Source organism: Pseudomonas sp. NFR09, from assembly GCF_900111535.1.
In the GTDB taxonomy this organism is placed as follows: domain Bacteria; phylum Pseudomonadota; class Gammaproteobacteria; order Pseudomonadales; family Pseudomonadaceae; genus Aquipseudomonas; species Aquipseudomonas extremorientalis.
In genome coordinates this window covers 77,909-92,482 of record NZ_FOIH01000005.1, presented here as the reverse complement: position 1 = coordinate 92,482, position 14,574 = coordinate 77,909, and the positions used below count along the sequence as shown (strand labels likewise).

11 protein-coding genes are annotated in these 14,574 nt (G+C 62.0%); 6 read left to right on the top strand and 5 right to left on the bottom strand.

What is annotated here, in order from left to right; all coding sequences use genetic code 11:
* Positions 1–33 precede the first annotated feature (33 nt).
* From BMX59_RS13200 to aqpZ, 5 genes are all read left to right on the top strand, one after another.
* On the top strand, positions 34–957 hold the full coding sequence (locus BMX59_RS13200) for a PA3225 family LysR-type transcriptional regulator (protein WP_071491349.1): 924 nt from the start codon (positions 34–36) through the stop codon (positions 955–957).
* A gap of 14 nt (positions 958–971) precedes the next feature.
* Positions 972–1,775 (top strand): alpha/beta fold hydrolase, encoded by an 804-nt coding sequence (locus tag BMX59_RS13195; protein WP_093122127.1) that lies wholly within the window; start codon positions 972–974, stop codon positions 1,773–1,775.
* Positions 1,776–1,778: 3 nt separating this feature from the next.
* Positions 1,779–2,342, top strand: a complete 564-nt coding sequence (locus BMX59_RS13190; protein WP_071491351.1) for a peptidylprolyl isomerase — start codon at positions 1,779–1,781, stop codon at positions 2,340–2,342.
* Between the two features lie 82 nt (positions 2,343–2,424).
* Positions 2,425–4,257: an ABC transporter ATP-binding protein gene (locus BMX59_RS13185; RefSeq protein ID WP_092242864.1), complete on the top strand. Its 1,833-nt coding sequence runs from the start codon at positions 2,425–2,427 to the stop codon at positions 4,255–4,257.
* 184 nt (positions 4,258–4,441) lie between these two features.
* Complete coding sequence (gene aqpZ / locus BMX59_RS13180) at positions 4,442–5,143, top strand: aquaporin Z (protein WP_093122121.1); 702 nt, start codon at positions 4,442–4,444, stop codon at positions 5,141–5,143.
* A gap of 11 nt (positions 5,144–5,154) precedes the next feature.
* Here the strand turns inward: aqpZ and BMX59_RS13175 are convergent, their stop codons facing one another.
* Positions 5,155–6,279, bottom strand: a complete 1,125-nt coding sequence (locus BMX59_RS13175) for a GNAT family N-acetyltransferase (protein ID WP_092242859.1) — start codon at positions 6,277–6,279, stop codon at positions 5,155–5,157.
* Positions 6,280–6,561: 282 nt separating this feature from the next.
* Between BMX59_RS13175 and BMX59_RS13170 the strand changes: the two genes are divergently transcribed.
* Positions 6,562–7,884, top strand: a complete 1,323-nt coding sequence (locus BMX59_RS13170; RefSeq protein ID WP_028617432.1) for a putative porin — start codon at positions 6,562–6,564, stop codon at positions 7,882–7,884.
* A gap of 107 nt (positions 7,885–7,991) precedes the next feature.
* On the opposite strand, the gene BMX59_RS13165 is transcribed toward BMX59_RS13170, so the two are convergent.
* The 4 genes from BMX59_RS13165 to hrpA all read right to left on the bottom strand — a co-directional run bounded on the left by BMX59_RS13165 (position 7,992) and on the right by hrpA (position 14,203).
* Positions 7,992–8,237 (bottom strand): anti-sigma factor family protein, encoded by a 246-nt coding sequence (locus tag BMX59_RS13165; protein WP_071491356.1) that lies wholly within the window; start codon positions 8,235–8,237, stop codon positions 7,992–7,994.
* Positions 8,231–8,845, bottom strand: coding sequence for an RNA polymerase sigma factor (locus BMX59_RS13160; protein ID WP_092242857.1), 615 nt, complete (start codon positions 8,843–8,845; stop codon positions 8,231–8,233). Before BMX59_RS13160 ends, BMX59_RS13165 begins: the two co-directional genes overlap by 7 nt.
* A 17-nt stretch (positions 8,846–8,862) precedes the next feature.
* Positions 8,863–9,984 carry a beta-ketoacyl-ACP synthase III gene (locus tag BMX59_RS13155; RefSeq protein ID WP_071491358.1) on the bottom strand — a complete coding sequence of 374 codons (1,122 nt, stop codon included), beginning with the start codon at positions 9,982–9,984 and terminating at the stop codon, positions 8,863–8,865.
* Between the two features lie 307 nt (positions 9,985–10,291).
* Entirely contained in the window at positions 10,292–14,203 is a 3,912-nt protein-coding gene (hrpA, locus tag BMX59_RS13150; RefSeq protein ID WP_093122113.1) for an ATP-dependent RNA helicase HrpA, read from the bottom strand.
* Positions 14,204–14,574: the final 371 nt, after the last annotated feature.

The following is a 14,574-nucleotide window of genomic DNA, read 5'->3' as shown; positions in this document are numbered from 1 at the left end:
AGGACAGCCAGCTTAGGACAAGAGGAGCCCATCTTGAAAGCGCCCCGCGTTACCCTCGATCAATGGCGCACGCTGCAAGCCGTGGTCGACCATGGCGGCTTCGCCCAGGCGGCCGAAGCGCTGCACCGCTCGCAGTCCTCGGTGAGCTATACCGTGGCCCGCATGCAGGACCAGCTTGGCGTACCGCTGTTGCGCATTGACGGGCGCAAGGCGGTACTCACCGACGCTGGTGAAGTGCTGTTGCGCCGCTCCAGGCAACTGGTGAAAAACGCCAGCCAGTTGGAGGACCTTGCCCACCATATGGAGCAGGGCTGGGAAGCCGAAGTGCGCCTGGTGGTGGACGCGGCCTATCCGAATGCGCGCCTGGTGCGCGCTCTTTCCGCCTTCATGCCCCAGAGCCGTGGCTGCCGCGTGCGCCTGCGGGAAGAGGTGTTGTCTGGCGTTGAAGAGTTGCTGATGGAAGGCGTCGCCGACCTGGCGATCTGCGGGTTCAGTATCCCCGGCTACCTGGGCACGGAAATGAGCGACGTGGAGTTTGTCGCAGTGGCCCATCCCGAGCACACGCTGCACCGCATGAACCGCGAACTGAGCTTCCAGGACCTGGAAAGCCAGATGCAGGTGGTGATCCGCGACTCCGGCCGCCAGCAACCGCGCGATGTGGGTTGGCTCGGCGCCGAACAGCGCTGGACCGTCGGCAGCCTGGCCACCGCCGCCGCCTTTGTCGGCAGCGGCCTGGGCTTCGCCTGGTTGCCCCGGCACATGATCGAGCGCGAACTCGCCGAAGGCGTTCTCAAGCAACTGCCGCTGGAACAGGGCGGTAGCCGCCACCCCACGTTCTACCTGTATTCAAACAAGGACAAACCCCTGGGGCCTGCCACGCAGATCCTCGTGGAACTGCTGCGCACCTTTGACACTGCACCGCTGGACGCGCCCTTCGCCGCCCCCCGGCAAGCCTGAAACGGAGTTCGCCCATGGCCTGGTTCGACCATGAAGGATGCAGCCTGCACTACGAGGAATATGGCCACGGCACGCCGCTGGTGCTGATCCACGGCCTGGGCTCCAGCAGCCAGGACTGGGAACTGCAGATTCCAGTGCTGGCCCGGCATTACCGCCTGATCGTGGTGGACGTGCGCGGCCACGGCCGCTCGGACAAACCGCGCGAACGCTACAGCATCCCGGGTTTCACCTACGACCTGATCGCCTTGTTCGAACACCTGGACCTGCCACCGGCCCACGTGGTGGGCTTGTCCATGGGTGGCATGATCGCTTTCCAACTGGCCGTGGACGAACCGGCGCGGGTCAAGAGCCTCTGCATCGTCAACAGCGCCCCCGAGGTCAAGGTGCGCAGTGCCGATGATTACTGGCAGTGGGCCAAGCGCTGGAGCCTGGCACGCTTGCTGAGCCTCTCCACAATCGGCAAGGCGTTGGGCGAACGGCTCTTCCCAAAACCGCACCAGGCCGACCTGCGCCGCAAAATGGCCGAACGCTGGGCAAAGAACGACAAACGTGCTTATCTCGCCAGCTTCGATGCGATTGTGGGATGGGGGGTGCAGGAACATCTTTCGCGCATTACCTGTCCTACGCTGGTCATCAGCGCCGACCACGACTACACCCCTGTGGCGCAGAAACAAAACTATGTAAAACTGCTGCCCGATGCGCGACTGGTGGTGATAGAAGATTCCCGCCATGCCACGCCCTTGGATCAACCCGAAGTCTTTAACGCAACCTTGCTCGAATTTCTAAAGACAGTCGAAACCACTACCCAGGATCACTGACCCATGCTGAAAAAAATCGCCTTCTTTGCCGGTTCTGTTCTGTTCGCCGCCAACCTGATGGCCGCCGAGCCCGCCAAGGCGCCCCACGTATTGATCACCACCACCAACGGCGATATCGAGATCGAACTGGACCCGGTCAAGGCGCCAATCAGCACCAAGAACTTCCTGGCCTATGTCGACAAGGGCTTCTACACCAACACGATTTTCCACCGTGTGATCCCGGGTTTCATGGTCCAGGGCGGCGGGTTCACCGCGCAGATGGCGCAGAAGCCGACCGACGCGCCAATCAAGAACGAAGCCAGCAACGGCCTGCATAACGTACGTGGCACCTTGTCGATGGCGCGCACCAATGACCCGAATTCGGCCACCAGCCAATTCTTCATCAACGTCGCCGACAATGCGTTCCTCGACCCAGGCCGCGATGCCGGTTACGCCGTGTTCGCCAAAGTGGTCAAGGGCATGGACGTGGTCGACATCATCGTCAACTCCCAGACCACCACCAAGCAAGGCATGCAGAACGTGCCAATCGATCCTGTCGTGATCAAGTCGGCCAAGCGCCTCGACTGAGCCTGGCAGGCAGTTCCGCGCGCAGCCCACAAGGCTGCGTGCGCATTTGAAAGGAGAGCCCGCACGGCGGGCGTCATACCTAATGCTCTATCGTCGCTTTGAACAACTGATCGACATCTTCCGCGACGCCCCCAGCGCCGCCCCGCCTGATAAAGTCCTGCCCTTCTACCTCTACTACCTGCGCCAGGTGTGGCCGCATTTCGCCGCCTTGCTGGTGGTGGGCCTGATCGGCGCGCTGATCGAAGTGGCGCTGTTCAGCTACCTGAGCCGCATCATCGACCTCGCCCAGGGCACGCCGCCCGCCGACTTCTTTCAGGTGCACAGCACCGAGCTGATCTGGATGGCCGTGGTCGCCCTGTTGCTGCGCCCGATCTTCGGCGCCCTGCATGACCTGCTGGTGCACCAGACCATCAGCCCCGGCATGACCAGCCTGATCCGCTGGCAGAACCACAGCTACGTGCTCAAGCAGAGCCTGAATTTCTTCCAGAACGACTTCGCCGGGCGTATTGCCCAGCGCATCATGCAAACCGGCAACTCCCTGCGCGACTCCGCCGTGGCGGCGGTGGATGCGATCTGGCACGTGGCGATCTACGCCATCAGCTCCCTGGTGCTGTTTGCCGAGGCCGACTGGCGCCTGATGATCCCGCTGGTGACCTGGATCCTCTGCTACAGCCTGGCGCTGCGCTACTTTGTGCCAAGGGTGAAGGAGCGCTCGGTGATTTCCTCCGAGGCGCGCTCCAAATTGATGGGCCGCATCGTCGATGGCTACACCAACATTACCACCTTGAAGCTGTTCGCCCATACCCGCTATGAGCAGGAGTATGCCAAGGAAGCGATCATCGAGCAGACCGAAAAAACCCAGCTGGCCAGCCGCGTGGTCACCAGCATGGACATCGTGATCACCACCATGAACGGCCTGCTGATCGTGACCACCACTGGCCTGGCGCTGTGGCTGTGGACGCAGTCGCTGATTTCGGTTGGCGCGATCGCCCTGGCCACCGGCCTGGTGATCCGAATCGTCAACATGTCCGGCTGGATCATGTGGGTGGTCAACGGCATTTTCGAAAACATCGGCCAGGTGCAGGATGGCCTGAAGACCATCGCCCAGCCGCTGGCGGTGATCGACCGCGACAATGCCCCGCGCCTGAGCGTGCCCCATGGCGAAGTGCGTTTCGAGCAGGTGGATTTCCACTATGGCAAGAAGAGCGGGATCATTGGCGGCCTCGACCTTGAGATCAAGGCCGGTGAAAAGATCGGCCTGATCGGCCCGTCCGGTGCGGGCAAGTCGACCCTGGTCAACCTGCTGCTGCGCCTGTACGACCTGCAAGGCGGGCGTATCCTGATCGACGGCCAGAACATCGCCGACGTCGCGCAGGAAAGCTTGCGCGAACAGATCGGCATGATCACCCAGGACACGTCGCTGCTGCACCGCTCGATCCGCGACAACCTGCTGTACGGCAAGCCCGATGCCACCGACGAAGAACTCTGGGCCGCCGTGCACAAGGCGCGCGCGGATGAGTTCATCCCATTGCTGTCGGACTCCGAAGGCCGCACCGGGCTGGATGCGCATGTCGGTGAGCGCGGCGTGAAACTCTCCGGCGGGCAGCGTCAACGTATCGCCATCGCCCGCGTACTGCTCAAGGACGCACCGATCCTGATCATGGACGAAGCCACCTCAGCGCTGGACTCGGAAGTGGAAGCCGCGATCCAGGAAAGCCTGGAAACCCTGATGCAGGGCAAGACCGTGATCGCGATTGCCCACCGCTTGTCGACCATTGCGCGGATGGACCGCCTGGTGGTGCTGGAGAAAGGCCAGATTGCCGAAAGCGGCAGCCATGCCGAACTGCTGGCCCATGGTGGGTTGTATGCACGGTTGTGGCAGCACCAGACCGGCGGCTTCGTCGGCATCGACTGACCCTTACAACCCCTTTCCGATCCAACCTGTGGGAGGGGGCTTGCCCCCTCCCACATTAGAGCCCTGGATTTGTGCCATAGCCGTGCTGTACTCAGTGCAGTGCCCAGACGGGCGCTGAAGTAAATCTGCAGGGAGCATCACTGATTTACTGATTGGGTAGAGCGATCTATCAAGGACGGGTTGCATGTCTTTGTTCAAGCGTTCAGTCACAGAGGGGTTGGGTACGTTTTGGCTGGTGTTGGGCGGGTGCGGGAGTGCGGTGCTGGCCGCGGCGTTTCCCGCAGTCGGGATCGGGTTGTTGGGCGTGTCCCTGGCCTTCGGGCTCACGGTGCTGACCATGGCGGTGGCCATCGGGCATATCAGCGGTTGTCACCTCAACCCGGCAGTATCGGTGGGGCTGGTAGTGGGCGGAAGGTTTCCGGCCAGGGAGGTACCGGCGTACATCGTCGCGCAGGTGGTCGGTGGCACGGTCGCCGCTGCGTTGCTGTACTTCATTGCCAGCGGCAAGCCGGGGTTCGAACTGGCATCGGGCCTGGCGTCCAACGGCTATGGCGAACATTCGCCAGGCGGGTATTCACTGGCGGCGGGGTTTGTGTGTGAGCTGGTGATGACGGCCATGTTTGTGGTGATCATTCTGGGCGCCACCGACCGCCGCGTCCCCAAGGGCGTGGCACCCTGCGCCATCGGCCTGGCCCTGACCCTGATCCACTTGATCTCCATTCCCGTGACCAATACCTCGGTCAACCCGGCCCGCAGTACCGGCCCGGCACTGATCGTCGGCGGGTGGGCGATCCAGCAATTGTGGATGTTCTGGCTCGCGCCGATCCTGGGTGCGGTGATCGGTGGGTTCACTTATCGATGGCTGGGCAAGGAGGCGCCGGGCTGAGGCAAACGGGTTCAGCCCTGCCGATAAGGCAGGGCTGCCCTTGCCTCCTGTGCATACGCCACGATCCCCACCCGTTCACGCTCGAGAAAATCCTCCACGGCATTCTTCAGTCCCGGATGGCGCAGGTAGTGCCACGACCGCGTGATCACCGGCTCGAACCCACGGATCAACTTGTGCTCGCCCTGCGCCCCCGCATCGAAGCGTTGCAGGCCGTGGGCGATGGCGTAGTCCATGCCCTGGTAGAAGCAGGTTTCGAAGTGCAGGCGATCAAACTCTGCCAGGCAACCCCAGTAGCGGCCGTAGAAACTGTCGCCGCCGAGCAGGCTGAAGGCCATGGCTACCGGGCGCGAGCCTTGCTTGGCCAGTACCACGCGGATCGCTTCGGGCATGCGCTCGGCCAGCAGGCTGAAGAAAGCGCGGGTCAGGTAGGGAGATTGGCGGCGCACGGCATAGGTGTTGGCGTAGCAGGCGTAGACAAAATCCCACTGCGCCTCGCTCAGTTCATGGCCTTGCAGCCACTCGAAATCGATCCCCTGCCCCGCCACTTGCTCGCGCTCCTTGCGCATCTGTTTGCGCTTGCGCGAGCTCAAGGCGTCGAGGAAGTCCTGGAAGTCGCGGTAGCCCCGGTTCTGCCAGTGATACTGACAGCCCAGGCGTTGCAACCAGCCCGCTTGCCGGGCCAGTGCAGCATCGGCCAGGTCATCCGTGAAGTTGATATGGGCGCTGGAAAGCTCCTCGATCTCGAGGTAACCCGGCAGGCTCTTGAGCAGCTCAAAACCGTCATCGGCACTCGCGGCCAATAAGCGCGGACCGCTGACCGGGCTGAAGGGCACCGCCGTGAGCAACTTGGGGTAATAGTCGATACCGGCGCGCTCGCAGGCATCAGCCCAGCCGTGATCGAACACGTACTCGCCATAGGAATGCCATTTGCGATAGCTGGGCAACGCCGCCACCAGCCGCTCACCCTCCCAGTGCAGCAAATGCTCCGGCTGCCAGCCCGATTGCGGGCCCAGGCTGGCGCTGTCTTCCAAGGCACTCAGGAACGCATGCCGCACGAACGGCTGCCCCTGCGGCACCAGCGCATCCCAGGCTTGCGGGGCAATTTCGGACAGGCTGTCCAGGCGTTGCAGCGGCATCGGCATCCTCACTGGTTCGGGGCGTGAAAGCCTGGCGAGTATCGCCGATTGCCTGCCCTGGCACATCCCCGATTCGCACGACAAGGCTCTAAACCAATAGTTCCGAACATAAATAATTTGTCATCTAGATGACATCACTTCGCCACTGCGCCGTCATAAACGGTCGCGATACTGACGCCTGTTTTTAGAGCGCCTGGTTCTACCCGGCGGCTATTTTCCGTCCGTCATCGGTCGGTTGTGTCCTGGATGGTTTGCCATCCCTCCTCACTTTCGGAGATTGATATGCGTCTTGCTTCCACTAAAACTGCGGCGGTCCTGTGCGGCGGCCTGTTACTGGCCCTGAGCGTTCCGGCCAGCGCTGCAGTCGACGCTAAATTGCTCGACATGCTCAAGGCCAACGGCCAGATCACCGCAGCGCAGTACACCGAACTGCAAAGCGAATTGGCCAAAGACCAGAAAGAACAGCAGATCGCACGGCAAGCTCAACAAGAGACCAACGAACAGATCGCGGCCACCGCGAAGAAAACCAATGAGCTGAGCAGCTTTGACCAGAAGCTGGCCTGGGCTGCCAAGACTCAGTTCAAGGGTGACGTACGTTTCCGTCAGGAAACCGTGAAAATCCAGGGCGAATCCAACAACGGCGGCCGTGACAAGGACCGTCAGCGCATCCGTGCCCGCCTGGGCGCCTACACCGAGATCAACTCGCAGGTCGACACCGGTATCCGTATTGCCACCGGCAGCAGCGACGATGCGCGCTCGACCAACCAGGACCAGGACAACTACTTCGACAAGAAGTCGATCTGGCTGGACCTCGGCTACATCGACTACCACCCGGACCAGATCAAGAACCTGCACGTGATCGGCGGCAAGATGCTGCAACCGTGGGTGAACATGGGCGACGTCATCTGGGATAGCGACATCAACCCTGAAGGCCTGGCCCTGACCTACAAATACCCACTGGGCAGCAGCGCCGAACTGTTCGGCAGCCTCGGCAACTACAACCTCAAGGACAACGTCGACGGCGACGGCGTGCAGTTCCGTCACGACCTGCGCCTGACCTCTGGCCAATTGGGCACACGCTTCTCGGTCACCGACAACCTGAAAATGACCCTGGGCGGCAGCGTCTACGCCTACCAGAATGACAAGGACAGCCGTTGCACAACCACCACCACGCCTTGCGCACTGGCGGTCAACGGTAACTCGGCCGACAACCAGTTCCGCCTGTATGAAGGCTTTGCCCAAGCCGACATTGGCGGCCTGGCTGTACCGCTGGCGTTCTACGGCCAGTACGTGAAAAACAATGACGCCGTGACCGACCAGGACACCGCCTGGCTGATCGGCGCCAAGTCGAAAGTGTTCGGCTTCAACCTGGACTACAACTACCGCGACATTCAGCGTAATGCCGTGGTGGGTGCCTTCACCGACTCGGACTTCGCCAACGGCACCACCGGTTCGCGCGGTCACAAGATGAAGGTCAGCTACGACATCGACAAGAACTTCGCCCTCGGTGCCACGTACTTCCTGACCAAGGCCGACTACGCCAGCCGCACCCAGCGTGATGCCAACACCAACACCCTGCAGCTGGATGCAGAAGCCAAGTTCTAACAGTAAGTGTTGAAAGCCTTGGGCCAGGACGGCCCGAGGTGGCTGTACCAGTCTTGCGTAGGTGGATCGGTCCCCATCATCCGTTCGCTCCACCCACGCGAGCCTGTTTATTCCCCGCCTTTATGATCCTTGAGCCGCTCGTCAGCCAGACGCTGCGCCAAGGCCTCCACACCGTCTACCGGTTCGTCCGGCATTATCCTCAGCGTCGCCTGCATCAGGCGCATCTGGCGGATAAACCGGCGGCAGTTCGGGCAGAACATCAAGTGATGACGCACCAGCAGACGTTCGCGAAAGGTCAACTGCCCATCGAGATAGTCACTGGAACGTGCCACTTGTTCTTTACAGGTCAACATTCGCCCGTTTCCTCAAAATGCTCCACCGTGGCGAAGACTTTAAGCCGTGCCCGATGCAACAGCACACGGACATTGGAGAGCGACAACGTCAGAAGATTACAGATCTCTTCCAACTCCAGGCCCTGGCGCTCACGCAGTACCAGCACACTGCTCTGCAACTCCGACAGGCTCAGGATCGTATGCTCCAGGCATTTGCGCAGTTCATCCTCGGTGAGCAAGGCTTCCGGGGTGTCCTGGTGCCAGGCATACGGGGCGACGGCCCAGTGACCATCGTCGGGGGTGAAGCGATCGTCACCGATAGTGCCGTGGGGCGAGGGCAGATCGTCGAGCAACACTTCGCGACGGTTCTGCTTGTAGCGCCCCTTGGCAGCGTTGGCGGTAATGGTCAGCAGCCAGGTCTTGAGGCTGGAACGGCCTTCGAACCTGGCCAGGTTGCGCACCACTGACAGCCAGGCGTCCTGCACGACTTCGTCGGCGTGACGCTGGCCGACGATGGCATAGGCCACCGCCCGCATGGCGCTCTGGTAGGTGGTGACCAATTCCTTGTAGGCCCGCTGCTCACCCTTGAGCAGGCGTTCAAGCAGGTGCGCGTCGTCCGCTGCTGCCATTCAAGACCTCGACTGTCTTAGCGTTTGCGCAGGATCACGCTGCCGATCGAATAGCCCGCGCCAAACGAGCTGAGCACCGCCACGGAGCCCTTGGGCAGGTCATCCTGATTCTTGTGGAACGCAATCACCGAACCCGCCGAACTGGTATTGGCGTAGGTATCGAGGATCACCGGCGCTTCTTCCACCGTGGCTTCGCGGCCCAGCAGTTTCTTGACGATCAGGTGGTTCATGCTCAGGTTGGCCTGGTGCAACCAGAAGCGCTTCACGTCGGTCACGTTCAACTGGTTCTCTTCCAGGTGCACGCCGATCAGCTCGGCGACCATCGGACATACGTCGCGGAACACCTTGCGGCCTTCCTGTACGAACAGTTTGTCCGGCGCGCCGATGCCCTCTTCCGCGGTGCGGTTGAGGAAGCCGAAGTTGTTGCGGATGTTATTGGAGAACTTGGTCAGCAGCTTGGTGCTCACCACGTCGAACTGGTGTTCGGAGGTTGCCAGGTCGGCACGCTCCAGGACCACGGCGGTGGCCGCATCGCCAAAGATGAAGTGGCTGTCGCGGTCGCGGAAGTTCAGGTGGCCGGTGCAGACCTCCGGGTTGACCATCAGGATCGCCCGCGCCTGGCCCAGCTGGATGCTGTTGGCGGCGTTCTGGATGCCGAAGGTGGCCGAGGAACAGGCCACGTTCATGTCAAAACCAAACCCTTCGATGCCCAAGGCTTCCTGGACTTCGATGGCGATGGCCGGGTAGGCACGCTGCAGGTTGGAACAGGCGACGATCACGCCGTCGATGTCGGCAGCGGTTTTGCCCGCGCGCTGTAGAGCTTGTTCAGCGGCGCCGACGGCCATCTGGCAGAGCACCGACCATTCGTCGTTGCTGCGCTCGGGCAGGCGCGGGGCCATGCGCTGCGGATCGAGAATGCCGTCCTTGTCCATCACGAAGCGGCTCTTGATGCCGGAGGCCTTTTCGATGAAGGCGGCGCTGGATTCGGTCAGCGGCTGCACGTCACCGCGCTCGATGGCGGCGGCGTTGTCGCTGTTGAACTGTTGCACGTAAGCATTGAAAGACTGCACCAGCTCTTCGTTGGAGATGCTGTTGGCCGGGGTATACAGGCCAGTGCCGCTGATGACGACGTTATGCACGGTCGTTCCTCTAAATCTGTCAGGCAGAAGATATTGGTACCGTCGTACCAAACTGTAAGTAGTCCGATTCCGCTCCGCGGACACCAAACTGGCATCGCTTTATTCCATCGCGCCGCAGCCTTTCGCGACGATCCCGGCATTTATAACCGCGAAGTTTGCCACAACCCTCGGAATTTGGCGCTATCTGTGGGAGGGGGCTTGCCCCGATAGCGGTGGGCCAGTCAACACATCCTTTAATGACAGACCGCAATCGGGGGCAAGCCCCCTCCCACACTGGACCTGTATTGCCCTGGAAACCGTGCAAATATCAGGCTTCTACCAGGCTCCACTGCTTGCTCAGGCGCTTGTCGGAAATCGGCACTTTGGTACCCAGTTGCTGGGCAAACAACGACACCCGGTATTCCTCCAGCCACCAGCGATACAGCTCCAGCTGGGGATCGCGCTTGCCTTCCTGGGCATGTTTTTTCAGGCGGGTTTCGTACTGCGTCCACAGGCCGCCCGGCTCGCCGCTCCACACCCGATCCTTCTGCACCTGGCTCGGCAATTTCTCCAGGCGCAACTCGATGGCCTTGAGGTAACGCGGCAATTCCTTGAACCACTGCGCCGGGGTTTCCCTTACAAAACCGGGGTACACCAGGTGGCTCAGTTGCTGCTTGATGTCGTTCAAGGCCACGGCCTGGGCCAGGTCGATCTTGCCTTTGAAGCGCTTTTGCAGACCGTGCCAGAGTTTCAGCACCTCCAGGGTCAGGCGCGCCAGGCGCTCGGCGTGTTCGGTCCAACTGCCGCGCTTGCGCTCGGCCAGGGCCGCCAAACCTGCGCCATCCCGCGGCAGGCTGGCTTCGCCTTCGAGCACGCAGGTGTCGAGGCTGGCCAGCAGGATGTCTTCCACCAGCGCATCGATCCGGCCCAATTCGCGGTACATCAGGCCCAGTTCGGTCAGGCCCGGCAGTTTGCCGCGCAGGAATTTCGCCGGTTCCGCCAGTTGTTGCATCAGCAGGCGTTGCAAGGCACGGCGATGCTGGAACTCAGCCTCGGCCGCCGTGGAGAAACGCCCTTCCTTGACCGTGCCGTTTTCCTCCACCAGCGCCGGATACACCGTCATCGACAACCCGGCGATCTTCTGTTGCGTCTTCTCGGCTACCGCCGTGAACACCTTGGCCTCCACCGGCTGCTGGCTTTTTGCAGTTTGCGGTACGGCCAGCGCGGCCTGGCTGGCCTCGGCAAAGCGCGCCGTCAGTTCGGCGAGATCCCGGCCTTCACCGAGGAACTTGCCCTGGCCGTCGACCACTTCCAGGTTCATCTTCAGGTGGCTTTCCACCTGCTGCGCGGCTTCGGCCCAGGCTTCATCGCTGACCCGCACCCCGGTCATGCGCAACAATTCGCGGCCAAGGGCCTGGGGCAACGAGCCCTGGCCGAATTCGATGCGTTGCAGGGCCGCCTTGACGAAGTCCGGCACCGGCACGAAGTTCTTGCGCAGCGCCTTGGGCAAGTTGCGCACCAGGGCGATGCACTTGGCCTCGATCACCCCCGGCACCAACCACTCCAGGCGCTCCGCCGGCAAGGCGGGCAACAGCGGCGCCGGCACGCGCAAGGTCACACCGTCACGCGGGTGGTTGGGTTCGAAGTGGTAACTCAAGGCCAGTTCCAGGTCACCCAACTGCAGGGTGTCCGGGTAATGCGCAGCGGTGACTTCGCTGGCCTCGCGGGCCAGTACGTCTTCTTCGCGCATGATCAGCAGTTGCGGGTCTTTCTGGCTGTTGACCTTGTACCAACTGTCGAAGGTCGCGGTCTGGTGGATCTCTGCCGGCAGGCGCGCATCGTAGAAGGCGAACAGCGTTTCCTCGTCGGCCAGGATGTCGCGCCGGCGCGCCTTGGCCTCCAGCTCGTCGAGCTGCTCCAGCAATTGCTGGTTGGCCGCCAGGCACTTGGCCCGCGACTGGATCTCGCCACGCACCAGGCCTTCACGGATAAACAGTTCGCGAGACACCACCGGGTCGACCGGCCCGTAATGCACCGGACGGCGCCCGACCACAATCAGCCCGAACAGGGTGATCTGCTCGAAGGCCACGACCTGGCCGCGTTTTTTCTCCCAGTGCGGCTCGAAGTGGTTTTTCTTGATCAGGTGCCCGGCCAGCGGTTCGATCCAGTCGGCGTCAATCTTGGCCACCATGCGCGCATACAGCTTGGTGGTTTCCACCAGTTCGGCGGTCATCAGCCATTGCGGGCGCTTCTTGCCGATGCCCGACGAGGGGTGAATCCAGAAACGCCGCTGACGCGCGCCCAGGTAATCGCCGTCCTCGGTTTTCTGGCCGATCTGGCTGAGCAAACCGGACAGCACCGCCTTGTGCAGTTTCGGGAAATCCGCCGGCTCTTTATTGACGCTCAACTGCATGTCGCGGCAGATCAGGCTCAACTGGCGATGGGAATCACGCCACTCGCGCAGGCGCAGGTAATTGAGGAAGTTCTTGCGGCACCAGTTACGCAGCGGGCTGGCAGTGAGCTCCTGGCGCTGCTCTTCAAAACCGCGCCACAAATTGACCAGGCCGGCGAAGTCCGAATCCGGGTCCTTCCACTGTGCGTGGGCCTGGTCGGCGGCCTGCTGACGCTCCGGCGGGCGCTCACGCGGGTCCTGGATCGACATGGCGCTGGCGACGATCAGCACTTCCTGCAAGCTGCCAAGCTTGGCGGCTTCCAGCAACATGCGGCCCATGCGCGGGTCCACCGGCAGGCGCGCCAACTGGCGGCCCAGCGGGGTGAGCTGACTGTTGCGGTCGACCGCCGACAGCTCTTGCAGCAGGTTGAAACCGTCGCTGATCGCCTTGCCGTCCGGCGGTTCGATAAACGGGAAGTCGGTGATTTCGCCGAGACGCAAATGCAGCATCTGCAGGATCACGGCGGCGAGGTTGGTGCGCAGAATTTCCGGGTCGGTAAATTCCGGGCGGCCGATAAAGTCTTCTTCGCTGTACAAACGAATGCAGATGCCCGGCTCGACCCGGCCGCAACGGCCTTTACGCTGGTTGGCGCTGGCCTGGGAAATCGCCTCGATCGGCAGGCGCTGCACCTTGGCGCGGTAGCTGTAGCGGCTGATGCGCGCGGTGCCGCTGTCGATCACATAACGAATGCCCGGCACAGTCAGCGAGGTTTCCGCGACGTTGGTTGCCAACACCACACGTCGGCCCGGATGGGACTGGAAGATGCGCTGCTGCTCGGCTGGCGACAGGCGCGCGTACAACGGCAGGATCTCGGTGTGCTTGAGCTGGGCCTTGCGCAGCATGTCGGCAGCGTCACGAATCTCGCGCTCGCCCGGCAGGAACACCAGCACGTCGCCCGGGCTGCGCCGCTCGCTGCGCTCATAGGCGGCTATTTCATCCAGGGTGGCGAGGATCGCCTGGTCGACGGTGAGGTCGTCCTCGACGCGGTTGCCCTCCTCGTCCTGCTCCAGGGTCAGTGGGCGATACCAGGTGTCCACCGGGAAGGTGCGGCCCGACACCTCGACAATCGGCGCATCGTCGAAATGCTTGGAGAAACGCTCCAGGTCGATGGTCGCCGAGGTGATGATGACTTTCAGGTCCGGGCGACGTGGCAACAGGGTTTTCAGGTAGCCCAGCAGGAAGTCGATGTTCAGGCTGCGTTCGTGGGCTTCGTCGACGATGATGGTGTCGTAGCGTTCCAGGTAGCGGTCGTTCTGGGTTTCTGCCAGCAGGATGCCGTCGGTCATCAGCTTGATCAGGGTGTTGGAATCGCTCTGGTCTTCAAAGCGCACCTGATAGCCGACCAGCGCGCCCAATGGCGTGGCCAACTCTTCGGCGACCCGGCTGGCCACGCTGCGTGCGGCGATCCGGCGGGGCTGGGTATGACCAATGAGACCGAACTGGCCGCGACCGATTTCCAGGCAGATCTTCGGCAACTGGGTGGTCTTGCCCGAGCCGGTTTCGCCGGCAATGATCAGCACCTGGTGCTTGTTCAGCGCTTCTTTGATTTCATCGCGCTTGGCCGCAATCGGCAGGCTGTCGTCATAACGAATCACCGGCAGGCTGGCGCGCCGCGCCGTGACCTGTGCGCAGGACGCCTGCATGCGCGCGACCCACTGCACCAACTTGTCCTCGTCGGGCTTTTTGCGCAACTCAAGCAACTGCCGACGCAAACGGTGGCGGTCGGCGAGCATGGCGTGATCAAGGGTTTTGAGCAGTTGGTCGATGGTGGGCGCTTGGTCGGTCATCAGGGCGGCAAAGGTCTTCTGAGTGAGGCAGGGCACGCCTGCATAGCTACGGACGGAAAAACGAGGGGCGATTGTCGCAGATTTCGGCATTTCTGGAGACGCTCAGTCAGTGACTGGCCGCGTAGCGCCTCCAAATGAACATATTTCATACACGAGCAAGTCGCTCATCCGACCCTTTCACAGTAAAAATCCGATGGTTTAAGTGAAGTACGCAGGATCAAATCAACCCGCCAGAAATCTCTGGCAGGTCACTGCATCGCTTATGAAACCGGAGCTTTTATGCCTATCGAATCGACAAACAGCCAATCTCATCTACCCAGCTACGATCAAGCCATGCGAGCCCAACCGCGCTCGGCACCGCAGGGACCACC

Excerpts from the sequence above, each read along its gene's own strand:
- BMX59_RS13195 (WP_093122127.1), top strand. The coding sequence starts at position 972 with ATGGCCTGGTTCGACCATGAAGGATGCAGCCTGCACTACGAGGAATAT.
- BMX59_RS13190 (WP_071491351.1), top strand. The coding sequence starts at position 1,779 with ATGCTGAAAAAAATCGCCTTCTTTGCCGGTTCTGTTCTGTTCGCCGCC.
- BMX59_RS13185 (WP_092242864.1), top strand. The coding sequence starts at position 2,425 with ATGCTCTATCGTCGCTTTGAACAACTGATCGACATCTTCCGCGACGCC.
- aqpZ (WP_093122121.1), top strand. The coding sequence starts at position 4,442 with ATGTCTTTGTTCAAGCGTTCAGTCACAGAGGGGTTGGGTACGTTTTGG.
- BMX59_RS13175 (WP_092242859.1), bottom strand. The coding sequence starts at position 6,279 with ATGCCGCTGCAACGCCTGGACAGCCTGTCCGAAATTGCCCCGCAAGCC.
- BMX59_RS13170 (WP_028617432.1), top strand. The coding sequence starts at position 6,562 with ATGCGTCTTGCTTCCACTAAAACTGCGGCGGTCCTGTGCGGCGGCCTG.
- BMX59_RS13165 (WP_071491356.1), bottom strand. The coding sequence starts at position 8,237 with ATGTTGACCTGTAAAGAACAAGTGGCACGTTCCAGTGACTATCTCGAT.
- BMX59_RS13160 (WP_092242857.1), bottom strand. The coding sequence starts at position 8,845 with ATGGCAGCAGCGGACGACGCGCACCTGCTTGAACGCCTGCTCAAGGGT.
- hrpA (WP_093122113.1), bottom strand. The coding sequence starts at position 14,203 with ATGACCGACCAAGCGCCCACCATCGACCAACTGCTCAAAACCCTTGAT.